Source organism: Pseudomonas sp. KH_050 (assembly GCF_057838875.1).
Genome location: NZ_CM174478.1, coordinates 279,330 through 301,904, shown reverse-complemented (window position 1 = coordinate 301,904; position 22,575 = coordinate 279,330). Strand labels below are relative to the sequence as shown.

23 protein-coding genes and 1 tRNA gene are annotated in these 22,575 nt (G+C 60.5%); 10 read left to right on the top strand and 14 right to left on the bottom strand.

Annotation, left to right across the window (positions count from 1 at the left end):
- Positions 1-67 precede the first annotated feature (67 nt).
- The 6 genes from AC3IUA_RS01360 (at position 68) to AC3IUA_RS01335 (ending at position 6,715) form a co-directional block, all read left to right on the top strand.
- Positions 68-892 carry an FkbM family methyltransferase gene (locus AC3IUA_RS01360; protein WP_489358745.1) on the top strand — a complete coding sequence of 275 codons (825 nt, stop codon included), beginning with the start codon at positions 68-70 and terminating at the stop codon, positions 890-892.
- Between the two features lie 417 nt (positions 893-1,309).
- Positions 1,310-1,786, top strand: coding sequence for a formate dehydrogenase subunit gamma (locus AC3IUA_RS01355; RefSeq protein WP_489358744.1), 477 nt, complete (start codon positions 1,310-1,312; stop codon positions 1,784-1,786).
- Positions 1,783-3,345, top strand: coding sequence for a formate dehydrogenase beta subunit (locus AC3IUA_RS01350; protein WP_489358743.1), 1,563 nt, complete (start codon positions 1,783-1,785; stop codon positions 3,343-3,345). Before AC3IUA_RS01355 ends, AC3IUA_RS01350 begins: the two co-directional genes overlap by 4 nt.
- Positions 3,342-6,224 carry a formate dehydrogenase subunit alpha gene (fdhF, locus tag AC3IUA_RS01345; protein ID WP_489358742.1) on the top strand — a complete coding sequence of 961 codons (2,883 nt, stop codon included), beginning with the start codon at positions 3,342-3,344 and terminating at the stop codon, positions 6,222-6,224. The genes AC3IUA_RS01350 and fdhF overlap by 4 nt, the downstream gene beginning before the upstream one ends.
- Complete coding sequence (locus AC3IUA_RS01340) at positions 6,221-6,442, top strand: formate dehydrogenase subunit delta (RefSeq protein WP_489358741.1); 222 nt, start codon at positions 6,221-6,223, stop codon at positions 6,440-6,442. Before fdhF ends, AC3IUA_RS01340 begins: the two co-directional genes overlap by 4 nt.
- Before the next feature lie 197 nt (positions 6,443-6,639).
- Positions 6,640-6,715, top strand: a tRNA-Thr gene (locus AC3IUA_RS01335).
- A 229-nt stretch (positions 6,716-6,944) separates the two neighbouring features.
- Here the strand turns inward: AC3IUA_RS01335 and AC3IUA_RS01330 are convergent.
- Positions 6,945-7,379 carry a YybH family protein gene (locus AC3IUA_RS01330; protein WP_489358740.1) on the bottom strand — a complete coding sequence of 145 codons (435 nt, stop codon included), beginning with the start codon at positions 7,377-7,379 and terminating at the stop codon, positions 6,945-6,947.
- Positions 7,380-7,543: 164 nt separating this feature from the next.
- Between AC3IUA_RS01330 and AC3IUA_RS01325 the strand changes: the two genes are divergently transcribed.
- Positions 7,544-8,032 carry a SixA phosphatase family protein gene (locus AC3IUA_RS01325; protein WP_489358739.1) on the top strand — a complete coding sequence of 163 codons (489 nt, stop codon included), beginning with the start codon at positions 7,544-7,546 and terminating at the stop codon, positions 8,030-8,032.
- A gap of 19 nt (positions 8,033-8,051) precedes the next feature.
- On the opposite strand, the gene AC3IUA_RS01320 is transcribed toward AC3IUA_RS01325, so the two are convergent.
- The 4 genes from AC3IUA_RS01320 to AC3IUA_RS01305 form a co-directional block, all read right to left on the bottom strand.
- Entirely contained in the window at positions 8,052-8,336 is a 285-nt protein-coding gene (locus tag AC3IUA_RS01320; protein ID WP_489358738.1) for a hypothetical protein, read from the bottom strand.
- A gap of 43 nt (positions 8,337-8,379) precedes the next feature.
- Positions 8,380-8,508: a hypothetical protein gene (locus tag AC3IUA_RS01315; protein ID WP_489358737.1), complete on the bottom strand. Its 129-nt coding sequence runs from the start codon at positions 8,506-8,508 to the stop codon at positions 8,380-8,382.
- A 265-nt stretch (positions 8,509-8,773) separates the two neighbouring features.
- Positions 8,774-9,064 carry a helix-turn-helix domain-containing protein gene (locus AC3IUA_RS01310; RefSeq protein ID WP_489358736.1) on the bottom strand — a complete coding sequence of 97 codons (291 nt, stop codon included), beginning with the start codon at positions 9,062-9,064 and terminating at the stop codon, positions 8,774-8,776.
- Entirely contained in the window at positions 9,064-9,378 is a 315-nt protein-coding gene (locus AC3IUA_RS01305) for a hypothetical protein (RefSeq protein ID WP_489358735.1), read from the bottom strand. Before AC3IUA_RS01305 ends, AC3IUA_RS01310 begins: the two co-directional genes overlap by 1 nt.
- 167 nt (positions 9,379-9,545) lie before the next feature.
- On the opposite strand from AC3IUA_RS01305, the gene AC3IUA_RS01300 reads away from it, so the two are divergent.
- The 3 genes from AC3IUA_RS01300 (at position 9,546) to AC3IUA_RS01290 (ending at position 13,519) form a co-directional block, all read left to right on the top strand.
- On the top strand, positions 9,546-10,052 hold the full coding sequence (locus AC3IUA_RS01300) for an RNA polymerase sigma factor (RefSeq protein ID WP_489358734.1): 507 nt from the start codon (positions 9,546-9,548) through the stop codon (positions 10,050-10,052).
- A 5-nt stretch (positions 10,053-10,057) separates the two neighbouring features.
- Positions 10,058-10,987: a FecR family protein gene (locus AC3IUA_RS01295; protein ID WP_489358733.1), complete on the top strand. Its 930-nt coding sequence runs from the start codon at positions 10,058-10,060 to the stop codon at positions 10,985-10,987.
- An 81-nt stretch (positions 10,988-11,068) separates the two neighbouring features.
- Positions 11,069-13,519, top strand: a complete 2,451-nt coding sequence (locus AC3IUA_RS01290; RefSeq protein ID WP_489358732.1) for a TonB-dependent siderophore receptor — start codon at positions 11,069-11,071, stop codon at positions 13,517-13,519.
- Between the two features lie 118 nt (positions 13,520-13,637).
- On the opposite strand, the gene AC3IUA_RS01285 is transcribed toward AC3IUA_RS01290, so the two are convergent.
- From AC3IUA_RS01285 to AC3IUA_RS01245, 9 genes are all read right to left on the bottom strand, one after another.
- Positions 13,638-14,348, bottom strand: a complete 711-nt coding sequence (locus AC3IUA_RS01285) for an SDR family NAD(P)-dependent oxidoreductase (protein WP_489358731.1) — start codon at positions 14,346-14,348, stop codon at positions 13,638-13,640.
- Positions 14,349-14,390: 42 nt separating this feature from the next.
- Entirely contained in the window at positions 14,391-15,047 is a 657-nt protein-coding gene (locus AC3IUA_RS01280) for a DsbA family oxidoreductase (protein ID WP_489358730.1), read from the bottom strand.
- A complete protein-coding gene (locus AC3IUA_RS01275) occupies positions 15,044-15,259 on the bottom strand; it encodes a tautomerase family protein (RefSeq protein WP_489358729.1) in 216 nt (71 codons plus the stop codon). Before AC3IUA_RS01275 ends, AC3IUA_RS01280 begins: the two co-directional genes overlap by 4 nt.
- A 446-nt stretch (positions 15,260-15,705) precedes the next feature.
- Positions 15,706-16,566, bottom strand: coding sequence for a CAP domain-containing protein (locus AC3IUA_RS01270; RefSeq protein WP_489358728.1), 861 nt, complete (start codon positions 16,564-16,566; stop codon positions 15,706-15,708).
- A gap of 371 nt (positions 16,567-16,937) precedes the next feature.
- The gene (locus tag AC3IUA_RS01265) at positions 16,938-18,074 is read right to left on the bottom strand and encodes an acyltransferase family protein (RefSeq protein WP_489358727.1); all 1,137 of its coding nucleotides are present in this window, start codon (positions 18,072-18,074) and stop codon (positions 16,938-16,940) included.
- Positions 18,075-18,348: 274 nt separating this feature from the next.
- Complete coding sequence (locus tag AC3IUA_RS01260) at positions 18,349-19,128, bottom strand: DeoR/GlpR family DNA-binding transcription regulator (protein WP_489358726.1); 780 nt, start codon at positions 19,126-19,128, stop codon at positions 18,349-18,351.
- Positions 19,129-19,183: 55 nt separating this feature from the next.
- Positions 19,184-20,185 (bottom strand): 4-hydroxythreonine-4-phosphate dehydrogenase PdxA, encoded by a 1,002-nt coding sequence (gene pdxA / locus AC3IUA_RS01255; protein WP_489358725.1) that lies wholly within the window; start codon positions 20,183-20,185, stop codon positions 19,184-19,186.
- Positions 20,186-20,190: 5 nt separating this feature from the next.
- Positions 20,191-21,495, bottom strand: a complete 1,305-nt coding sequence (locus AC3IUA_RS01250; protein WP_489358724.1) for a four-carbon acid sugar kinase family protein — start codon at positions 21,493-21,495, stop codon at positions 20,191-20,193.
- Complete coding sequence (locus AC3IUA_RS01245) at positions 21,492-22,499, bottom strand: 2-keto-3-deoxygluconate permease (RefSeq protein WP_489358723.1); 1,008 nt, start codon at positions 22,497-22,499, stop codon at positions 21,492-21,494. The genes AC3IUA_RS01250 and AC3IUA_RS01245 overlap by 4 nt, the downstream gene beginning before the upstream one ends.
- Positions 22,500-22,575: the final 76 nt, after the last annotated feature.

The following is a 22,575-nucleotide window of genomic DNA, read 5'->3' as shown; positions in this document are numbered from 1 at the left end:
ACATTTTCTGATTGAAGCTGGCTAAACTCAGGCATCGGGCTTCATTTCTGACCATCGGGAAGCGACAGTGACGTTCATTTCTTACGCACAGAACTTCGAAGACATCAGGTTGTGGCGCGCACTCAAGTACTTTGAAAACGGCTTCTACATCGACGTCGGGGCCAACCACCCCTCACACGACTCAGTCACCAAAGCCTTCTATGACCGCGGCTGGACCGGCATCAACATAGAACCGGTCGAGGAATACTACGCCGCCCTGGCCCAGCAACGCCCCAAGGACATCAACCTGCAATGCGTGGCGGGCGAGACCGAAGAAACCCGCACGCTTTACGGCATCGCCGGCACCGGCCTGTCGACCGTCGAAGCCGAGGTCGCCAGGCTTCACAGAGACTCCGGCATGGACGTGCAGACTCAAACCGTCACCTCACGCACCTTGTCCGCCATCTGCGCGGAGCACGTCCAGGGCCGGCCCATTCACTTCATGAAAATCGATGTCGAAGGCCACGAAGAATCCGTGCTGCGCGGCATGGACTTCAAGCAATGGCGGCCCTGGATCATGCTGATCGAGACCCCATGGAGCAGAGACCAGGCCTGGGAAAAAATCGTCATCGAAGCCGGTTATCAAGTTGTCCAGTTCGACGGCCTGAACACCTTCTACCTGGCCGAAGAACACCTGAACCTGTTGGGCGCCTTCAACACCCCGCCGTGCAACCTCGATGAATTCCAGTTCTGCTACGGCCACAAATTCAGCTACCCGGTGGCCGACCTCGAAAACGCCCTCAAACAGGAACGCCAACGCGCCGACCGCGCCGAAGCAGAACTCCGCGCGCTCAAGCTGAGCCGCTCATGGCGCGCCGTGCAAAAACTAAAAACCCTGCTGGTTCGCGGCTAGACGTTTTCAGCCTGCCATACAAAACGAAGGCTCGCAGCAATGCAGGCCTTTGTTGTTTCCGCCATCCAGAAACCTCACGGCTGCACATACCCCCGTAGGAGCTGCCGAAGGCTGCGATCTTTTGATCTTCCCCCCCAACACCCAGGGCTGCGCTCTTCTAGACTCAATAGGTAGTCGTAGAAAGAATCGAACACGTCGCTTTGGTGCAGATGAATCAAAGGCAGCGTGGCAAGCTGCCTGTTATGCCCTGAAGAGGTGCGGCAAAGACCGCACCGGGCCCAACAAGATGCCCGCTCAGGGTGCCTGGCCAACGGCCTGAAAATGCCACGATACCGTGACGTGGCGTGAGTGCCGCAGCCGACACTTTTCGGACAATCGGCAACCGCCTGGTTTGTCCGTGACCGTGAGGATTGCTGTATGCCTGATGAGATGTTGCACCTGCCGATGGTCAACAGCCTGCTGGAGCGCCACAAGGGCTCCCCTGGCGCACTGTTGCCGATCCTTCATGAGATTCAGGAGGGCATCGGTTACATCCCCGATGCCGCCATCCCCGAGATTGCCCACGCCCTCAACCAGAGTCAGGCCGAGATTCGCGGGGTGATCAGCTTCTACCATGACTTCCGCACCGCGCCCCCAGCGCGGCACATCCTGCGTCTGTGCCGGGCCGAGTCCTGCCAGAGCCGCGGCGCCGAGCAGCTCGCAGCGCAGTTGCGCGAACGCCTGCAACTGGACGACCACGGCAGCAGCGCCGATGGCAACATCAGTCTGCGCCCGGTGTATTGCCTCGGCGCCTGCGCCTGCTCGCCAGCCCTGGAGCTGGATGGCCAGCTGCATGCGCGGCTCAGCGCCGAGCGCCTGGATGCCCTGCTCGACGCTTGCCGGGAGGACGCATGATGCCGAGCCTCTATCTGCCCGCTGATTCCCTGGCCCGTGCCGTGGGCGCCGATGAAGTGGCCGCGGCCCTTGCCACTCAGGCCCGGGAACGCAATCTGGTGCTGGACCTGCAACGCACCAGCTCCCGCGGCCTGTACTGGCTCGAACCGCTGCTGGAAATGGACAGCCCGCAAGGCCGTATCGGCTTCGGCCCGCTGACCGCTGCCGATGTGCCGTCCCTGCTCGATGCGCTGCAAGGTGAGCCGTCCGCTCATCCGCTGGCCTTGGGGTTAGTGGAGGAGTTGCCTTATCTGAAGACGCAACAACGCCTGCTGTTCGCCCGCGCCGGCATTACCCGGCCGCTGTCCCTGGAGGATTACCGGGCCCACGGTGGCTTCGAGGGCTTGACCCAGGCCATCGCTTTGGGCGGCGAGCAGACCGCGACCGCAGTGTTCGATTCGGGCCTGCGTGGCCGTGGCGGCGCGGCCTTCCCGGCAGGGATCAAATGGCGCACGGTGCGCGGCACCCAGGCTGCGCAGAAATACATTGTGTGCAACGCCGATGAAGGCGACTCTGGCACCTTCGCCGACCGCATGCTGATGGAAGGCGACCCCTTCCTGCTGATCGAAGGCATGGCCATTGCCGGTCTCACCGTCGGGGCCAGCTACGGCTACATTTATGTGCGCTCGGAATATCCACAGGCCGTGGCCACACTGCGCGAGGCGCTGAAAATCGCTCGGGCCGCCGGTTACCTCGGCGCCAATGTCGGCGGCAGCGGCCAGACCTTCGATATGGAAGTGCGAGTCGGTGCCGGCGCTTACATCTGCGGTGAGGAAACCGCGCTGCTGGACTCTCTCGAAGGCAAGCGCGGGATCGTTCGCGCCAAGCCACCCATCCCCGCCTTGCAGGGCCTGTTCGGCCTGCCGACCCTGGTGCATAACGTACTGACCCTGGCCTCGGTGCCGCTGATTCTGGCCAAGGGCGCGCAGTTCTATCGCGATTACGGCATGGGCCGCTCCCTGGGCACCATGCCCTTCCAGCTGGCGGGCAATATTCGTCATGGAGGCCTGGTGGAACGGGCCTTTGGCCTGACCCTGCGGGAACTGGTGGAAGACTACGGCGGTGGTACCGCCAGTGGCCGGCCGCTGAAGGCCGCCCAGGTTGGCGGCCCCCTCGGCGCCTGGGTGCCACCAGGGCAATTCGACACTCCGCTGGATTACGAAGCCTTCGCCACCATCGGCGCCATGCTCGGTCACGGTGGTGTGGTGGTGGCTGACGACAGCCTGGACATGGCCCGCATGGCGCGCTTCGCGATGCAGTTCTGCGCCGAGGAGTCCTGTGGCAAATGCACCCCATGCCGCATCGGCTCGACCCGGGGCGTGGAGGTGATCGACCGCCTGCTGGCCGCGCCTGACCAGAGCGGACGTGATGAACAGGCGATCATCCTCAAGGACCTGTGCGACACCCTGCAGTACGGTTCGCTGTGCGCCTTGGGCGGCATGACCTCCTATCCCGTGGCCAGCGCCCTCAAGCACTTCCCCGCCGACTTCGGTCTGCAGCCCTCGGAGGCCGACCAATGATCACCCTCTTCGACCCTGCCACAGATATCGACCTTGGAACCCCGGCCCGCGACAGCCAGGTGCAGGTCACCCTGAACATCGACGGTCGCAGCATCAGCGTGCCCGAAGGTACCTCGGTGATGCGCGCCGCCGCGCTGCTGGGCACCACCATTCCCAAACTGTGCGCCACCGACAGCCTGGAAGCCTTCGGCTCCTGCCGCATGTGCCTGGTGGAGATCGACGGCATGCGCGGCTACCCGGCGTCCTGCACCACGCCGGTCAGCGAAGGCATGAGCGTGCACACCCAGACGCCGAAGCTTGCGACCCTGCGCCGCAACGTCATGGAGCTGTACATCTCCGATCACCCGCTGGACTGCCTGACCTGCTCGGCCAACGGCAACTGCGAGCTGCAAACCGTTGCCGGCCAGGTCGGCCTGCGGGAAGTGCGTTACGGCTATGAAGGCGACAACCATCTGGCCGACCTGAAGGACACCTCCAACCCCTACTTCGACTACGACCCGAGCAAGTGCATCGTCTGCAACCGCTGCGTGCGCGCCTGCGAAGAAACCCAGGGCACCTTTGCCCTGACCATTACCGGGCGCGGTTTCGAATCCCGGGTCGCAGCCGCCGGTGGCGAGAACTTCCTCGAGTCGGAATGCGTGTCCTGCGGCGCCTGTGTGCAAGCCTGTCCCACCGCGACCCTGATGGAAAAAAGCGTGGTCGAACTGGGTCAGCCCGAACGCAGCGTGATCACCACCTGTGCCTATTGCGGCGTGGGCTGCTCGTTCCGCGCCGAGATGAAAGGCGAACAGCTGGTGCGCATGGTTCCAGACAAGAACGGCCAGGCCAACCACGGCCACTCCTGCGTCAAAGGGCGCTTTGCCTGGGGCTACGCCACTCACCCGGATCGCATCACCAAGCCGATGATCCGCCAGTCCATCAACGACCCTTGGCAGGAAGTCAGCTGGGATGAAGCGGTGACCTACGCCGCCAGCGAATTCCGCCGGCTGCAGCAAAAATACGGCCGCGACTCCATTGGCGGCATCACCTCCAGCCGCTGCACCAACGAAGAAACCTACCTGGTGCAAAAACTGGTGCGCGCCGCCTTCGGCAACAACAACGTCGACACCTGTGCGCGGGTCTGCCACTCGCCGACCGGCTATGGCCTGAAACAAACCCTGGGCGAGTCCGCCGGCACCCAGAGTTTCGACTCGGTGATGCAGGCCGACGTGATCCTGGTAATGGGCGCCAACCCCAGCGACGCCCACCCGGTGTTCGCCTCCCAGCTCAAACGCCGCCTGCGTGAAGGCGCGCGGCTGATCGTCATCGACCCACGACGCATTGATCTGGTGGACTCGGTGCATGCCCGCGCCGAGTTGCACCTGGCCCTGCGCCCGGGCACCAACGTCGCCATGCTCAACGCCCTGGCCCACGTCATCGTCACCGAAGGTCTGCTCAACCAGACCTTTATCGACGCCCGTTGCGAGGGCAGCGATTTCGCCCACTGGCGCGAATTCGTCAGCCGTGCGGAAAACTCGCCGGAAGTCCTTGGCGCCATCTGCGGCGTAGCCGCTGCCGACATCCGTGCCGCCGCCCGTCTGTATGCCACCGGCGGCAATGCGGCGATCTACTACGGCCTGGGCGTCACCGAACACAGCCAGGGCAGTACCGCGGTCATGGGCATCGCCAACCTGGCCATGGTCACCGGCAACATCGGCCGCGAAGGCGTCGGCGTGAACCCGCTGCGTGGGCAGAACAACGTTCAGGGCTCCTGCGACATGGGCTCCTTCCCCCACGAGTTGCCCGGCTACCGGCACATCTCCAACGAGGTGGTACGGGCACAGTTCGAACAGGCGTGGAACGTCACCCTGCAACCCGACCCGGGCTTGCGCATCCCCAACATGTTCGAGGCAGCCCTGGGCGGCAGCTTCAAGGGCCTGTATTGCCAGGGTGAAGACATCGCCCAGAGCGACCCCAATACCCAGCACGTCACCGCGGCGCTGTCGGCCATGGAATGCGTGGTGGTGCAGGATATTTTCCTCAACGAAACCGCCAAGTTCGCCCACGTGTTCCTGCCGGGCAGCTCGTTCCTGGAAAAAGACGGCACCTTCACCAACGCCGAGCGGCGCATCTCCCGGGTGCGCAAGGTCATGGAGCCTCTGGGCGGCAAGGCCGACTGGGAAGGCACAGTGGCCCTGGCCAACGCCCTGGGTTACCCCATGAACTACCAGCACCCGTCAGAAATCATGGATGAAATCGCCAGCCTGACGCCGACCTTCAGCAACGTCAGCTACACCTCACTGGAGCGCCACGGCAGCCTGCAATGGCCATGCAACGCCGCGGCACCGGACGGCACGCCGACCATGCACGTCGAGGAATTCGTGCGCGGCAAGGGGCGCTTCATGCTTACCGGCTACGTGCCCACCGAGGAAAAGGTCAACAATCGCTATCCCCTGCTGCTGACCACCGGGCGCATCCTCAGCCAGTACAACGTCGGCGCCCAGACCCGGCGTACCGACAACGTCGCCTGGCACGACGAAGACCGCCTGGAAATCCACCCGACCGACGCCGAGAGCCGTGGCATCAACGAAGGTGACTGGGTCGGCATCGGCAGCCGCGCCGGGCAGACCGTACTGCGTGCGCGAGTCACCGAACGGGTAGCCCCAGGCGTGGTGTACACCACCTTCCACTTCCCTGAATCGGGAGCCAACGTCATCACCACCGACAACTCCGACTGGGCCACCAACTGTCCGGAGTACAAGGTCACCGCCGTGGAAGTCAGCCGCGTCTACCACCCTTCCGAGTGGCAAAAACGCTACCAGGAATTCAGCGACGAACAACACCGCCTGCTCGACGAACGCCGTAAGGCGCGTGGCGCTAAAGCAGAGGTACGCCGATGAGCACCGCCAACCTGATCAAAATGGCCAACCAGATCGCCCAGTACTTCGCCGGCGAACCGGACCAGCAACAGGCCGTGCTCGGCGTGCGCAATCACCTGCAGATGTACTGGACGCCCGGCATGCGCAAGGAGTTGCTGGCCTGGCAGACGGCGCATCAGGGGGCAGACTTGCACCCACTGGTGCAGGCCGCGGTAAGTGGGGCGGGCTGGGAGGCTTAGGTTCATACGATCCCTTGTGGATTACCCCTTGGCCTGTGAACCAAGGGGCGTTCCAGAGGCTTTTAAAGTCGACCATTCGAGGGTGCGGAGAACCCACAAACACCCAAGCGCAAAGGGTCAGCACGCCCCACGCAAAAATAGTCTGTTTTCAGGGGTTTACAGATCCAAACCAATCGATATAATCGTCGCCCTAACACGCCGGTATAGCTCAGTTGGTAGAGCAACTGACTTGTAATCAGTAGGTCCCGGGTTCGACTCCTGGTGCCGGCACCATACAAAACGAAGGCTCGCAGAAATGCGGGCCTTTGTTGTTTCTGGCATCCAGAAATCCAACTGCTACAGCCCCGGGAAACACATTAACAAGCAGGGCGGGTAGGCTTTGGATCTTGACGTAGGGTCGGCTAATGGGTGTCCCCTTTTTTCCCCTCGTGTTGGGCGCAGAACACCTTCTCTGGATCCCAAGGGCCGTCATTGGTGATGCACTTTCACACCACGCGACCCACTACGGTTTAAGATCAACAGCAGCGCGATAGCTCCCATCCATGTGGAAGGGCACGGACGAGTGATCGTGGACGATGCGCCATCGCCCGTTCGTCTTCCGAAGACACATCGTAGTGCGGTACCAAAGATCCTGGTCTTCACCGCTCTGTCGCCCGCGCATTCGGTTTAGCGCTGATGCAAACGCCACGTCGCCGTCGACGGTGAGATCGACGTCGCGCGCATCGATCTGGATTGGCCCGTCCCAGCCTGCAAGCCATGCCGCGACGCTGTCGCGTTTCATTCCGCGGCGCCCTAGTGGCGGCGCCAGGTCGTAAATCACAGCGTCCGGCGCATAGGCCTCGACGATGGCGTCTGCGTCGCGGTCAGCATGTGCTCTTCCCAATCGTTGGAAGAGCGCTTCTATCTCGGCTCTATCTGCATCTGCTGTCGAATTCATCCCATTACTCCATTTTGAGTTGGTAGTGGCACCTAATGGTCGAACGACGCGATAGTAAATCGACAGGTGTCATGAAAATATCTCGATAAGGCGGTGTGGTGATTTAATTTAGATAATCACTACGACCCCCTTTGGTCGGATTTTCCCCGGATACCGGAGGCGGTATGAAAATGTTATTTCTCATTCGCCATGCCAAGTCGAGTTGGGATGACGCTGCGCAGCCCGACAAAGACCGCCCATTGAACGATCGCGGCAGACGCGACGCGCCCAAGATCGGTAAGCGCTTGGCCAAGCGCGATCTGAAGCCCGATCTGATCCTGTCGAGCCCGGCCGTGCGTGCGCTCGAGACGGCGAAGATCATCGCCAGGAAACTCGATTACCGGCGCAAGGACATAGTCGTGGAGGATCGGCTGTATGCCGTCGAGGCGAATGACTTGCTTGAGGTCATCCGCACGCTGGGCGACCGGCTGAAGTCAGTGATGATCTTTGGCCATAACCCCGCGTTGGTCGAACTCGCACAGCGGCTCTCCAGCGAGATCACCGAAATGCCAACGTGCGCCGTCGCCGAGTTCAGGTTCGATGTGAAGTCGTGGTCAGAAATCGGCAAGATCGAGCCCGCACAAGTGGCACTCGACTCTCCAAAAAAACCCTAGGGAAACTCTGGAAAAGTCATCACCCTTGCGAACGCGGGGGTTCAGATGCCGCTCCCGCCTGGGGCCCTTCGCCGAGAAAGGGGGCGGTTTCCACTTCCAGCATCAGCAACACCATTTCCGTCAACTCGGCGTCGGACTTCTGTCCCGCATAGAGGTCATGGAGTGCTTTGGCGAAGGGGATGCGCAGGTCCTGGTTTTCTTCGCGGGCGGTATCGCTGTATTGCATGAGTTCGGCGATGGCGCGCAGCACCGCCGCTTGCCACCGAGCGGTGGTCCTCGGACCATCGCTGGTGGTTGCAATCAACTTATCCTTCGTCAGCTGGCGAAGGGCTGGTTCGCGCAACGGCTTAAGCGGCTTTGGATTGCGAGTGATCTTTGACATACCGGACGATACTCAGCGTTTCCTGCCGGAACTGCTCGTAGTCGATCTGCTGGGCGTTAATAAAGGTGCTGCCCATCATGGTCAGCGCGCCCATAAAGCTGGCTTCGGAAATTTCCTCGTCGCTCGCGGTGATCGATGATGTGGTGTAAGTGCTCAGCGTTCCGCGCGCATCCGCGCCAACGAAAGACAGCTAGTAATGGCGGGCTATTTGGTGTCGTGATCCTCAGGACGAATGACACTCCGCGGCTAGGCCGCTCCATAGCAGTAGCGCACAAAAAATGCCCATATCTTGCGATACGGGCATTTTTATCCAGCCTTTAGCCAATGGCTAAGTCCACAGTCTGCAAATGACCGAGCACTTAATGACTGAGCGCGGCCAGCACATGTTCCGGGTCGTTGTGTATCGCTCGTAACAGGGCGCGGGCAGGGCCTTCTGGATCGCGGCGCCCTTGTTCCCAGTTGCGCAACGTCCCTACTGCGACATCAATTCTTTTGGCAAATGCCGCCTGAGAAAGGCCGGTGGCCAGGCGGATTTTCTTTACTTGAACAGCATCGATATGGAACTCACGCGATGGTTGGCGCTCACCACGATCGATCTCATCCATCTGCGTCATGCTGTCTACAAGACGATCGAAGAGATTTTTTTCCATTATTTCCATCCTTTATTGATGGCACAAAGAACTGCTTTTTCTTTATCCGAGAGGGTGTCTTGAATACCTTTGCGGTAGATCAGCAGCAAACGTATCTGATAAGCAGAGATCACGTGGTAGTAGATAACTCGTACGCCGCCACTCTTTCCCTTGCCATGCGCTGCCCAACGGATTTTTCTCAACCCGCCTGTCCCTTCAATCAACGCTCCTGCTTCTGGGTGCTCGGCAAGGTACTGCTGCATTTCTCCGTACTCGTGATCGCCCAGATGACTTGGTAAGTCAGCAGTAAAAATTGGCGTCTCGATGAATATCATGCAATCCCTGCTATGCGTCAATGGCGTATACGGATTCTAGAAGCCTAACCAAAGAAGCGCAACTGGTTGCCAAGCATCAACCCCAGAAATAAATGCCACCCACTCATTGTAAATGCGAAGCGTTATCTTTAAAGTCCTCAACCTTTCCCGTCGCATGACTGTGCCGAATGTCGAGCATGACCACCGAAGAGCTGGAATTGGCCTTCAAGGCCCATGCGGGAGAGTTGCGCTCGTTTTTGTATCGGCAGTTGAGAAATACCGAGACCGCCGCCGACCTGGCCCAGGAAACCTACCTGCGCTTGTTGCGCCAACCGCCGCGAAAACCGGTGCTGAATTTGCGCGGGTTTATTTTCCGGATTGCCCGCAACCTGGCCATCGATCACGCCCGTAGCCGTGGCACGCGGGATCAGCATGATCAGGGCATGGCTTATCTTTATGAGGTCACCGGCGAAAGCCCTGAACTGTTCGAAGTGGTGGCCGCTCACCGCGAGCTGGCGTCTCTGGCCGACGCGCTGCAACGGCTACCGGCGCAGTGTCAGCAGATATTTTTGCTGTGCCGCCTGCAAGGTATGCCCCACAAGCAGACCGCCGAGCAATTGGGTATCTCGGTCAGCACCGTTGAAAAACAATTGGCCATCGCTCTCGACTTTCTTCGCCAATGTCTGCAACGTTAACCGTTATGCACGAGCGCCCGTCCACCCATGCCCTTGAACCCGATGTTCACCGCGTTGCCCATGCCTGGGTGATTCGCCTGACCTCGGGCGCTGTGCTGCCCGCCGATGTTGCCGCGGCCCGTGCCTGGTGCGAGGAGGATCCGGCCCATCAAAACGCCTTTATTGAAGCCCGACACTTGTGGCAACTGAGCGGGCACTTGTCCGTTCCGGTCGCGAAGCGCTCATTCACCCGACACTGGGCGATGGCGAGTGCGGCGGTGTTGGTGCTGGGGTTGAGCCTGTTGCTGGTGCGGCAGAACGCTTGGGATGCGGATTACCGCACCGCTCAGGGTGAGCAAAAACAGGTCCAGTTGGCCGATGGTTCACAGATCATCCTCGACTCGAATTCCGCGCTGGATGTGCAGCTGACACCGAACGGTCGGCAGATCGTGCTGCGCAAAGGCGAAGCGCTGTTCGACGTGGCCCATGACCCTGGGCGGCCGTTCAGTGTGCAAGCGGGGGATCTGCGGGCCACGGCGCTGGGGACGGTTTACGCGGTGCGCCGCGACGGTGCGCAAGCGCAGGTCACGGTTGCCCGAGGCCAAGTGGCGGTCAACGATGCGTCAGACAATGTGGTGCTGCAAGCGGGGGAGGCGGTCGCCCGGCAGGCCAATGGCCTGGGTGCGAAACATCGGGTCGATACCGACAAGGCACTGGCCTGGCAGCACGGGCGGCTGGTGTTCGAGCTGACACCCTTGGCGCAAGTACTCAAAGAGATCGAGCGTTATCGTCCGGGATTCATCCTGATCAGCGACGACCGACTGCGTGATCTCAAGGTCAGTGGCAGCTTCCGGCTCGACCGCCTCGATGGCGGGTTGGCCGCGCTGGAGCAGGTGTTCCCGTTGAAAATCGAGCGCTACACCGACTATTTGATCGTCCTCAAACCCCGCAGCTGACTTATTTTTACGGGTCTGCGCGGCTCGTACGTCTTTCTTCTCTAAAACGATAATGCTTCGCATTTATAGAGAGGAACACCGATGTACCGTCCGCTACCCCAAGGTTTTCAGCGTAAACCTCTGGCTTTGGCCCTGGGCCGAATCTCGCTCCTGTTGGCGTTGATTCCCGGGCTGGCATTGGCCGAACCCTTGCAGTTCGATATCAGTGCCCAGCCGTTGAGCAGCGCGCTCAATCGCCTGGCGGCGCAGAGCGGTTTGCAAGTGATCTATGACGGTAACATGGTGGTGGGCAAATCGAGTCACGGTGTCAGTGGTCGCCAGGAACCGGAAGCGGCCCTCGCCCAAATGCTCCAGGGCAGCGGCTTGACCTGGCGCGCCACCGGCAGCGGTAGCGTGATGCTGGAAAAACTGCCAGAGCCCACCGGGACGCTGGAGTTGGGCGCGACCAACATCAATGGCAAACAACTGGGCGAAACCACCGAAGGTACGGGCTCGTATACCACTGGCACCACGCAAACGGCGACCAAACTGCCGTTGTCGATTCGCGAAACGCCGCAATCGGTGACCGTGATGACTCGTCAGCAAATGGATGATCTCGGCGCACAGGACGTCGGCGATGTGTTGCGCAATACCCCTGGCATTTCCCAGCAGGCGTACGACAGCGACCGCATGGAGTTTTCCGCCCGCGGCTTCGCGATCACCAACTACCAGTACGATGGCGTCAACCGCATCTATGACGGTGTTTACGGTGAAGCGGCCACCAACGTCGACGCGGCCACCCTGGACCGTATCGAAGTGATCAAAGGCGCGACTGGCCTGATGACCGGCTCGGGCGACCCGTCCGCGACCGTCAACCTGGTGCGCAAGAAGCCGACCAAGGAATTCAAGGCGTCGATCAAAGGCACCGCCGGTTCCTGGGACAACTACCGCACCGAAGGCGACATCTCCGGCTCGTTGAACGATTCTGGCACCGTGCGCGGTCGCTTCGTCGGTGCCTACCAGGACCGCAATTCGTACCTGGACCATTACAGCCAGAAGAAAGACGTGTTTTACGGGATCCTTGAAGCCGACCTGACGCCCGATACCCTGCTGACCTTTGGCATCGACAAGTCGAGTGTGACGCCGCGCGGTACTTCCTGGACCGGTAACCCGACCTACTTCTCTGACGGCGGCCGTACCGACTTCTCCCGTAGCTTCAACCCGGGCGCTGACTGGAGCCGTCGCGATTTCGACGACATCACCTATTTCACCTCGCTGGAACAGGCGCTGGCCAATGACTGGAAACTCAAGGTCAGCCTCGACGAGAAAATCACCGATCACGACACCCGCCTGGCCTCCGCCAGCGGCGGCAACCCGGACCGGGCCACCGGAGAAGGCATGTTCCTGTTTTGGGGTCGCTGGGAAGGCCATCGTGTCCAGGACACCGCCGACGTGAACGTCTCCGGTCCGTTTACCCTGGGCGGTCGCGAGCATGAACTGGTGGCCGGCGTCATGGCGTCCCACTCGCGCCAGACTGGCTCGACCTACGACACCAGCGCGTTCAGCCTGGTGCCAGGCAGCATTTACGACTGGAACGGCGACCTGCCGGAACAGGACTTCCCGAAAAACGGCAAGTACGAACGTACCCAGAGCCAGAACGGTATTTACCTGGCGTCACGCTTGCGTCCGACGGACGACCTGTCGTTCATCCTCGGCAGCCGTCTGAGCACCTTCAAATACAACGAAGACTACACCTACAACGCCGGTGCCGGCCTGGACGATACCCACGCCAGCTACAAGGAACATGGCGTCGTCACACCGTACGCCGGCGTGGTCTATGACCTGAACGATGTTTACTCGGTGTACGCCAGCTACACCTCGATCTACCAACCACAGATCTACAAGGACTCCGCCGGCACGACCCTGGCGCCGGTTGAAGGCGATAGCTACGAGACTGGCCTGAAAGCGGCGTACCTGGACGGCAAACTGAACGCCAGTCTGGCCTTGTTCCGCATCGAGCAGGACAACGTCGCCGAGTCGATCGGCACCAACCCGATCACCAACGAAGGCATCTACAAGGCCATCGACGGCGCCACCACCAAGGGTGTGGAACTGGAGCTGGCCGGCGAGCTGCAAGAAGGCTGGAACCTCTCCGCCGGCTACACCTACGCCCGCACCCGCGACGCCGACGAACAACGGATCTTCGGCTACCCGCTGTCCACCAGCAAGCCGGAACACGTGGTGCGCATGTTCACCACTTACCGCCTGCCCGGCGCCCTGGACGATGTCACCGTCGGTGGCGGCGTCAGCTGGCAGAGCGCCTTCTACGGCAAGATCTACAGCCCTACCGTCGGCGACTACACCCAGATCAAACAAGGCGGCTACACCCTCGTGGACCTGATGACCCGTTATCAGTACAACGAGCACCTGAGCTTCACCGCCAACGCCAACAACGTCTTTGACAAGCGCTACCTGACCGGCCTCGGCAACTTCGACACCACCTTCTACGGCGAGCCTCGCAACCTGATGCTCACTACCAAGTGGGACTTCTGAGTCGCTGAAGGTGTAACGCCAGCGAGCCGAAAACAAAAATGCCCCTATCGTGAGAGAGGGGCATTGAGCCAGACCGGCCAACATCGGCCTGGTTTATCGACGACGCTGCGCACAGTGCTTAGTGACCGGCGCTCTGACCACCATCGACGTGCAGGATTTCACCGGTGACGAATTTGGCGGAGTCCAGATACACGACGGCCTGAGCGATATCGCTGACCTCCCCCATATGCCCGACCGGGTGCAAACTCCCCAGCGCTTCATGGGTTTCTTCGCCGTGCATCGGGGTTTTGATGATGCCGGGGGAAACCGCGTTCACACGGATGCCGCGCTTGGCGTACTCAATGGCCAGGGATCTGGTGGCGGCATTGAGGCCACCTTTGGTCAACGAGGCGAGTACCGACGGCACACCTTCGATGGCGTGGTCCACCAGGCTGGTGGTGATATTGACGACGTGGCCACTGCCCTGCTTTTCCATCTCGGTGATTGCGAGTTGGGTGATGTAGAAGAAACCATTCAGGTTCACCGACAACACAGCAGCATAGTCTTCGTGGGTATAGGCGGTGAACGGCTTGGCGACGAAGATCCCGGCGTTGTTGACCAGGGTGTCGATACGGCCAAAACGTGTAATCGCTTCACGGATAACTCGCTGGGCGATCGCCGGGTCGCCGATGTCCCCAGCCACGGTGAGAATGTCCGGATCGGTGGACGGTTTGATCGAACGCGAGGTGGCAACCACCCGGTAATCGAGATCACGGAAGGCCTTGACCATACCGGCGCCGAGACCTTGGGATGCGCCAGTGATCACAATGACTTTTTTCGAATTGCTCATGATGAACCTCTACTAAAAATGAAGGTTTGAAAAAGCGATCAATCAGGCTTCGGCGGGGGTCTGCGCCATTTGTCTCAGCATCTGTTCGTAGTACTCGACCGATTGCGAACCGGACACTAGGTGACGACCGTTGAGCACCATGGCCGGTACCGAATTGATGCCGCGCTCGCGGTAAAACGCTTCAAGCACACGCACCTCGTTGGCGAACGCGCCGGATGCCAACACCTCATTCGCACGCGCCCTGTCCAGCCCCACTTCAGCGGCCAGACGCACCAGCGTCTGGTGATCGCTCGGGTTCTGGCCGTCGGTGAAATACGCGCGCAGCAAGGCTCGCTTGAGCGCGATCTGCCGCCCTTCCCGCGCCGCCCAGAACAACAGACGGTGAGCATCGAAGGTGTTGTAGAAGTGGCTGCGCTTTTCCAGATCGAAGCGGAACCCGATGGCCTGACCGCGAGCGATTTGCAGCGCTTTGCCGGCGGCGACTTCCTCGGCGCTGCGGCCGTATTTGCGCATCAAGTGCTTGACCGCGTTCTCGCCCTCGGCCGGCATGTCCGGGTTCAGCTCGAAGGGCTTGAAGGTCAGCTCGACCGAGACCTCATCGGCCAGGTTCTCGATGGCTTGCTCCAGCGCCGTCGCGCCCAGGGCGCACCACGGGCACACCACATCGGAGACGAAATCAATGGTGACGGACGGTCTCATGACTGCCCCTCCGTCAGTTGTTTTCGATACTGGGTGGTGGTCATCCCGGCATAGCCCCAGTTATCGGTGTCGACTTCTTCGATCACGATGTGGGTCAGGTCCGGGCGTTTGTCGAGGACGCGTTCCAGGGTTTCAGTGATTTCAGCGATCACCTGAGCTTTCTGCTCTGAGGTAACGCCATCGCGGGTAATGCGTACGCTGACAAAAGGCATGACGACTCTCCAGTGACCTTCCCTTCGACATGATGGGTAGGCGAGTGGAGGTCAATGTAGGACGTTGTTCTGGAGGGATAAAGACAGGGAAAAGAACATCATTTGTGACGTGGTGTAATGAGTGTGGGCGGAGTATTTGGGTGATTGACACTCTCCCCATCCAGGTCGAAAATAATCACTGAGGACTGCAATTGCGCATCTCTGGATATGGGCTCCAGTAACGCTCCCCCAGAATTTCGGCAGCAGAGAAACTGGCTCTCTCTGAAGTAGTGACGATGAGTCCGCTCATCGGATCCTGAACCCAAGGTCGGTTGACCGGTGCTAAAGAATCGCTGCGACTACTCCTCACGAATCATCGAAGGCGCCCTGCAGGGCGCCTTTTTTATGCCCCCCGCAGGTTTGGCAGTTCGACCCTTGTTCAGGAAAAACAGCGGCGCTCATTTTTATCAGGGGGCGCCGAACAGCATCGTCCAATACACGCCCGAGTCACTCCGCGAGTCCGCGGCATAGGCCGCGCCAACCTGGGTAAACAGTGGGCTCATCAGGTTGGCGCAATGCCCCGGGCTGGCTAGCCAGCCAGCCATCGCCTTGCTCGGCGAGTTTTGCCCGGCGGCGATGTTCTCGCCGATCTGCCGGCCACGGTAGCCGGCGGCTCTCGCCCGGTCCGCCGGCAAATCACCGTCGGGGTCCCGGTGCGCGAAGTAGTTGTCGCTGGCCATCGACCGACTGTGTCGCTGCGCCGCTTCTCCCAAGTCGGCATTCCAGGTCAGCGGCCGTGCGGCGGCGAAGCGCTGACGACCACACAGGCGCGGCTTTGCCCGTGCCGCGTTGACCTGTGCCAGCAGCGTCTTGCCCGCCTCTCTCAAATCGCCCCCATTGCCTTTGAGCAAAGGCTGCGCCAGCACCACTCGCCATTCACTCTCGTCGCGACTGACGCCGATATCGGCGAACCGGGTATCGAGCAGAGCCCCGCAGTAGCGGCTGCGGAGCATAACAAAGACCGCTTCGGCGTCTTCTGCTCCCGTCAGACGGATGGTTCGCACCGTCACCGCTTGATAACCGGAAGCCTTCAACCTCTCCCATAAACCGCCGCGATAACCGATCGGCAAGGCCAGGCTCGACTTCAGGGCCAGCGGCTCCAAAGCTTTGACCGCACGCCCTTCGCAGCGCTGGGGCTGGTCGCGGTAGTCGTTGATTGCCTCCACCAGTTGCCTTTCCCCGCGGGAATGAGCGGAACTGGCGAACAGGGGCAGCAAAGAAATAAGGCAGAACGAGAAAAATCGGGAGGAGCGGACGGATTGGCGCATTCGGCGAACGGCTCTGGATGGAATCACTAGGGTAAAGGGGACCGAAGAAAGCGCTTCGCTTGCTGGCAAGTGACCTTCAAGGCTGGGCTAAGACTGCAGGCCTCAACACAAGGTTCACGAGGAAGGGGTACAAATTTATGGTTGAAGCGGTGAGTCCACTCTCGGCCGATTCCTGTCAACGCCCCATGGCGGAAACAACCTGCTCCATGTCGCGACTCGACTAATGTGATGACGCGAAATACGGATCGCTATGTCTGGCTATTACATTATTTACAGGAGATGGCTCATCGATGATCTGATGAAGGTGCCCGGCACTCCGCAAAAATAAGGTTCTTCACGGAATACCGGTCAGCACGTGGCAACACAGCCGCCTAAACCGCCACCTTCTCGGCCTCTGCAGGCTTCTTGTTGATCAAGGTCCTTCCGTACGCCTGACCTTTCATCTCGATGTATTTGTAGGTGAACATCGACAGCACAACCACCGACGACACGATCAGCATTGCCACGGTATTGTTTATCCAGACGTTCCCGATATCCAGGTACCTGTCCCCGTCAATGTTTGTGGTGAAGTCGATTCCCAATACTTTGCTGGCCACCATGAATACCGACACCGCACAAAACAGAATGGCTGCATGGGTCAGGTAGATGGAGTAGGACAGCTTCCCGAGAAACCTGAAGAAACCTACGTTCAACAACCTGGAGAAGGCCCCGCCATCAAAGGCGAAGATCACGATAACCAGGCAGAACATCAGGCTCACCACGGTCGCTTTTTGCTCTATGTCAGCCATCATCAACGTCGCAGCGCAGATCAATGACACGCCTTCCAGAACCGTCAGTAACCAAAAGCCGGGCTTGATGACTTTAGTGAGGGAGATAAACGCTACGTAGGTTAAGCAGCCGGCAAAAAAGCACGACAGGCCTCGCAGTGATTCCTGGGTGAAAAAAGCGTTATCTTGATAAATAAGCACGAACGCCAGCACGGAGATAACCGCCCACGACAGCTTGCGGCCGACCAGGGCGATGCCCAAGGTCACGGCGAAAATCATGTAGGTGTAGTATTCAATACTGATACTCCATGACGGGTAGTTGAAAGAAAGTGCATTCGTCAGGCTGGTCCATGACTGCACCAGGAACAAGTTAGGGATTATCTCAGAGGGTGCGAACTTCCCGGTGAAGGGCACATTATTAAATTCCATGCCCTTTTGATGGGCAATGTACCTGCCAACTTCCAGCAGGATAAAAACCCCCAGCATGAATATATGCAGGGGAAACAGCCTGAAAGTCCGGGAGATAAAGAAGCTTCTGACATCGACAGTCATTTTCGCGCCATAAGCATGGGCCAGCACAAAGCCACTGAGGACAAAAAAGAACGCCACTAAAGCGGCGGAGTTCCGAAAGAATTCAAGTTCGGTAAAACTCCCCACCACACGCAGATGGTAGACCACCACAGCCAATGCACAGAGCCCCCTGAAACTATCCAGCGCCTGAAATCTATGTTCTTTTTGCATACAAACTCCCTTGTATTTAACTTTTCAAAGCACTGTCTGGAACTCCACAAGTACACTTACGTCATAGCTTAATGGTGGCACTGCACACAGCTTAGGACAAAAACCGCTAAGCGCCTGCTCGGCCGGGCATGGGGAAGTTTTATTTTTCGACATAAGAATATGGGCTTTCGCCCATTTCGCGATCTATGAGCTGACGCCCTTCCCGGGAGCACTCAAGCAAAAGCCCCGAACCAAGTCGGGGCTTTCGCTTGTAGCCTGAAAGTGCCGCCTCCGCTTAAGCGTTATCGACTGTCACGGTTTCCACGGTGATTTGCTTGAGTGCGCGAAACGGTGCGAGATCCGCGTCATTTGCCGTGGCGCAGGTGATCAGCCGCCATTCGCGCTCGATCGGCGTCCAGTGTTGTTGTCGGGCCCGGCCCAGTTTGTCGGTGTCGGCGAGGACGACGATTTGCGCTGCCCGCTTGATGATGCATTCCTTGAGGTACGCCTGCTGCGCACTTGCTTCGCATAAACCGAATTCCGCGACCACACCGTCCGCGCCGAGGAAGGCCTTGTCGACGCTCAGACGACTCAATGTCAGCTCCGCCAGCGGTCCCAGGGTGCTCATGCTCGAGCCGCGCAGATCGCCGCCAATCAGGGTCAGGCGTATGCCGGGCGCATTGGCCAGGGTCATCACCGCCAGCAAGTTGTTGGTCACCACATGCACGTCTTGTCGCGAGCACAAATGATGGGCCAGCGCGGCGCAGGTGGTGCCGCCGTCGAGCAGTACGGTATCGCCGTCCTGGACGTGAGCCGCGGCGGCCTGGGCGATCGCGTCCTTCTGCTCCCACTGGCTGGTCTTGCGTTCTTCCAGCGAGGCTTCTGGCTCATGGACGCCGACCACCGCGGTCGCGCCACCGTAGGTCCGCACCAGGTGCCGCTGCTTGGCGAGCATGGTCAGGTCGCGCCGCACCGTCGCCTCCGAGACCCCGAGCGCCGCACTCAATTGCTCGACGTTGGCATCGCCAATACGCACGAGATCGAGGATGGCGCGGTGGCGTTCGGACGCTTTCATGGCTGGTCTCGCAATTAGGTCGGTGGTCGATCTTACACGACCGCGTCCCTGCGTCTCATCCCCGTCGCGTGGCAAGCTCCGCACCCTGGCGCAGCGCTTCGAGCAGGCTGCGTTCATCGGCAATGCCCTTGCCGGCGATATCGAATGCGGTGCCGTGGTCGACCGAGGTGCGGATGACGTCCAGGCCGACCGTCACGTTCACACCGGCTTCCAGCCCGAGCACTTTTACCGGGCCGTGGCCCTGGTCGTGATACATCGCCACCACCAGATCGAAGTCGCCGCGTCCCGCACGGAAAAACAGCGTGTCGGCGGGCAGCGGTCCGGTCACGTCGAGGCCACGCTCCTGCAACAGCTTCACCGCAGGAATGATTTTTTCTTCCTCTTCGCCATAGCCGAACAAACCGTTTTCGCCGGCATGGGGATTGATCCCGCACACGCCGATACGCGGCCTGGCGATGCCGGCTTTGATCAGCGTCGCGTTACCCCGCTCGATGGTGCGCTGGACCAGGCCCGGCTCAATCTTGCGGATCGCGTCGATGATGCCGATGTGCGTGGTGACGTGGATCACCCGCAGTTGCGGCGCGACCAGCATCATTGAGACTTCGTCGACGTGGGTCAGGTGCGCGAGCATTTCGGTATGGCCGGGATACTTGTGGCCACCGGCGTGCAGCGCCTCTTTGTTCAGCGGTGCGGTACAGATCGCGTCAATCTGCCTGGCCTGCGCCAGCTCTACGGCACGGGCGATGTATTGGTAGGCGGCGTCACCGGCGATGGGCGAAAGCTCGCCGAACGGCAAGTCCTCGGGAATCAGGTCGAGGTCGATGCAGTCGATGGTGCCGGCCTCGTACAGCGCCTGGGATGCATCCTCGATACGCCGCACCTTGGCGTTGCCGCCGACAATGACATTCGCTTGCTCGAGTCGCCGGGCATCGCCGATCACCAGCGGCCGGCATTGTTGGTAGACGATGTCATGAGTCAGGCTCTTGACGATGATTTCCGGGCCGACGCCCGTGGCGTCGCCCATGGTGATGCCAATGATGGGGAGATAGTTACTCATAAGGCTTATTCGAGTCCTTGGGTTCGTGTGCGATTGGGCAGCGAACGATGGGTGGGGTTCGGTTCTGCGATATCGCTCAGGTATCGCCATGCTGCGTACAACGCGTGATCGCTGCCGAACGCGCCGGCCTTGGTAATGATTCCGGGACGATGGCCATGCCGGGAGGCGATCGGGCGACTGAAGGCGACACCGGCTTCGATTTCCGCCAGCAGTTGCAGGCTATCGATGCCGACCGTGGTCAGGATGGCCCGTGCCGTCTCGCCGCCCGTGGCGATCAGGCCGCCGACCCTGGCGAAGTGCGGTTCTACCAGCGCGGCCAGCATGCTCGATAGATGCGCGCCCTCGAGGGGATCGAACGCCTCATCGCGGCCAATGCGCAGCAACAAGTCACTCCGGCCGTCCAGATGCTCACCGATACGCACTTGCCAGCTGGCCCAGTCCGCATGATCCGGGCCTTGGCGAAGGACCGCCGGCGGCACGGTCAATTCGCTGACCCCGCCGCGCTCTTTGAGCAGCGCGCACTGTCGCTCGCAGACGCCCGAGAGACTGCCGACGAGGATCAGGATCGGCGCCTGGTTTTTTCCCCCGACCTCTGGCCCGATGGCCGCGCGTCCCTGGGGGGGCGCCTGGAAAAAACCAGGCAGTTTGGCTATTTCCCTCGCCAGGCCACCCGAGCCGATCCAGAACAGTGCCTGGTCCATGGGCGCGGTCAGCCGGGCGAGGGTCAGCAGGTCATCTTCGGTTTGTGCGTCGACGATCAACGCTTGGATGCCGCTCCGGGCAATCTCTGCAATATGGTGGGCGAGCGCATCTTCGTTGCCGTGCAAGGTGTCGAGATCGAGCTTCGCGGTGGTCAGGCCCGCAGCGACCAGCATCGCCTCGACATCGGCTGGGCGGTCGAAATTTTCGAGTTTCCAGGTATCGGTTGTTTCCAACGGCATGCCGTTCACGAACACCCGACCGCCGCGCAAGGTACGCCCGGTCGCCGGAAACGCCGGAGCAACGATTGCCAGGCCAGCCAACGGTTGCAGGGCGGCGACTTCGGCCGCCCAGTTGCCGCGCAAGGTCGAATCGATTTTCTTGTACAGCCGTCGCCCCGGCGTATGCAGCGCGTTGAACGCGGCGACCGTGCGCTCGGCGGCTTCGGTCGGTGAGAGGCGCCGAGTATCCGTATCGGCGGCAATCACCAAAGCGTCAGCCTTGTCATTCAACGGATCGAGCGTCACCAGGGTTTGCAGCCCCATACTCGCAAAGCCGATGGCGCAATCCGCCGCGCCCGACAGGTCGTCGGCGATGATCAGAATGCTCATCGCAAGGCCTCCGGCTCCTGAGGTTCGAGCTCCGGGGTAGCCGCGGGGCGCCGCTGCTGCACTCGTTTGGCGACCGCGGCGGTGAGCAGCGGCGCGAGGATCGCGGTCACCACGACGCAGGCGGCCACCAACAAGGTCGCGCTCTTGGCCGCCTCTGCATAAACCGGATTCGCCGCCGCAATCAGCGCGGGAACAGCCGCGGCATTCCCGGCGGTGGTGGCCGCTGCGACGCCGGCGACTCCAGTGCCACCTGTCGCACGATCGGCGAAGAACAGCGGAATACCGGTGAGGACCACTACCGCAACGCCAAGGCCGAGACCCAGCAAGCCGGCTTGCCAGACGTTATGCAAATCCAGGCTGGCACCGAGCGCAAGGGCGAAGAACGGGATCATGACCGGGACGGCCTTGGCCAGGAAGTCGCGCATTTCGCGGTCGAGATTGCCCAGCAGCATGCCGAGGGCCAGCGGCAGGATGCTGCCCACCAGTGTCGGCCAGGGGAATGCCGACAGGCCGGCGATACCCAAGGTGACCATGGTCAGAAAAGGCCCGGACTCCAGCGACATGACCGAGTAAGCACCGACATCCTCGGAGCGACCGTACTGCCCCATCAACGCCATGTACAAGCCGCCGTTGGTATCGTTCATCGCCGCGACCACCGCCAGCGTCGAGATACCGGCGAAGAGACCGGACGAAATCGGCTGCTCGCCCAGGAAGTGCCCAAGCACAATACCTATGAGGACGGCGATGCCGACTTTCGTCGCGAGCAGCGTACCGCCCTTCTTCAGCAGGTAAGGCGTGGCCTTGATATTGATGCTCGCGCCCATGCAGACGTAGAACACCGCGAGGATGGGTAACGCCCCGGTGAACAGTGCATTGGTGAAGGAGCCAAAAAACTTCGGCGTATCTGGAAGGAATGTCGCCACCAGCGAACCGATAAGCAGCGGTACGATCATCATGCCGCCAGGTATGCGTTCAATGGTGCGCTTGATAGGAATTTGGGCCACGAGGGTCTCCTTTTATAATTGTTTGGTAAGACGTCTATCACCTCGAAACTGACTGAATCGATCATTTAATGATTAA

Excerpts from the sequence above, each read along its gene's own strand:
- AC3IUA_RS01355 (WP_489358744.1), top strand. The coding sequence starts at position 1,310 with ATGCCTGATGAGATGTTGCACCTGCCGATGGTCAACAGCCTGCTGGAG.
- AC3IUA_RS01350 (WP_489358743.1), top strand. The coding sequence starts at position 1,783 with ATGATGCCGAGCCTCTATCTGCCCGCTGATTCCCTGGCCCGTGCCGTG.
- fdhF (WP_489358742.1), top strand. The coding sequence starts at position 3,342 with ATGATCACCCTCTTCGACCCTGCCACAGATATCGACCTTGGAACCCCG.
- AC3IUA_RS01340 (WP_489358741.1), top strand. The coding sequence starts at position 6,221 with ATGAGCACCGCCAACCTGATCAAAATGGCCAACCAGATCGCCCAGTAC.
- AC3IUA_RS01330 (WP_489358740.1), bottom strand. The coding sequence starts at position 7,379 with ATGAATTCGACAGCAGATGCAGATAGAGCCGAGATAGAAGCGCTCTTC.
- AC3IUA_RS01325 (WP_489358739.1), top strand. The coding sequence starts at position 7,544 with ATGAAAATGTTATTTCTCATTCGCCATGCCAAGTCGAGTTGGGATGAC.
- AC3IUA_RS01315 (WP_489358737.1), bottom strand. The coding sequence starts at position 8,508 with ATGGGCGCGCTGACCATGATGGGCAGCACCTTTATTAACGCCCAGCAG.
- AC3IUA_RS01310 (WP_489358736.1), bottom strand. The coding sequence starts at position 9,064 with ATGGAAAAAAATCTCTTCGATCGTCTTGTAGACAGCATGACGCAGATG.
- AC3IUA_RS01305 (WP_489358735.1), bottom strand. The coding sequence starts at position 9,378 with ATGATATTCATCGAGACGCCAATTTTTACTGCTGACTTACCAAGTCAT.
- AC3IUA_RS01300 (WP_489358734.1), top strand. The coding sequence starts at position 9,546 with ATGTCGAGCATGACCACCGAAGAGCTGGAATTGGCCTTCAAGGCCCAT.
- AC3IUA_RS01295 (WP_489358733.1), top strand. The coding sequence starts at position 10,058 with ATGCACGAGCGCCCGTCCACCCATGCCCTTGAACCCGATGTTCACCGC.
- AC3IUA_RS01290 (WP_489358732.1), top strand. The coding sequence starts at position 11,069 with ATGTACCGTCCGCTACCCCAAGGTTTTCAGCGTAAACCTCTGGCTTTG.
- AC3IUA_RS01285 (WP_489358731.1), bottom strand. The coding sequence starts at position 14,348 with ATGAGCAATTCGAAAAAAGTCATTGTGATCACTGGCGCATCCCAAGGT.
- AC3IUA_RS01280 (WP_489358730.1), bottom strand. The coding sequence starts at position 15,047 with ATGAGACCGTCCGTCACCATTGATTTCGTCTCCGATGTGGTGTGCCCG.
- AC3IUA_RS01275 (WP_489358729.1), bottom strand. The coding sequence starts at position 15,259 with ATGCCTTTTGTCAGCGTACGCATTACCCGCGATGGCGTTACCTCAGAG.
- AC3IUA_RS01270 (WP_489358728.1), bottom strand. The coding sequence starts at position 16,566 with ATGCGCCAATCCGTCCGCTCCTCCCGATTTTTCTCGTTCTGCCTTATT.
- AC3IUA_RS01265 (WP_489358727.1), bottom strand. The coding sequence starts at position 18,074 with ATGCAAAAAGAACATAGATTTCAGGCGCTGGATAGTTTCAGGGGGCTC.
- AC3IUA_RS01260 (WP_489358726.1), bottom strand. The coding sequence starts at position 19,128 with ATGAAAGCGTCCGAACGCCACCGCGCCATCCTCGATCTCGTGCGTATT.
- pdxA (WP_489358725.1), bottom strand. The coding sequence starts at position 20,185 with ATGAGTAACTATCTCCCCATCATTGGCATCACCATGGGCGACGCCACG.
- AC3IUA_RS01250 (WP_489358724.1), bottom strand. The coding sequence starts at position 21,495 with ATGAGCATTCTGATCATCGCCGACGACCTGTCGGGCGCGGCGGATTGC.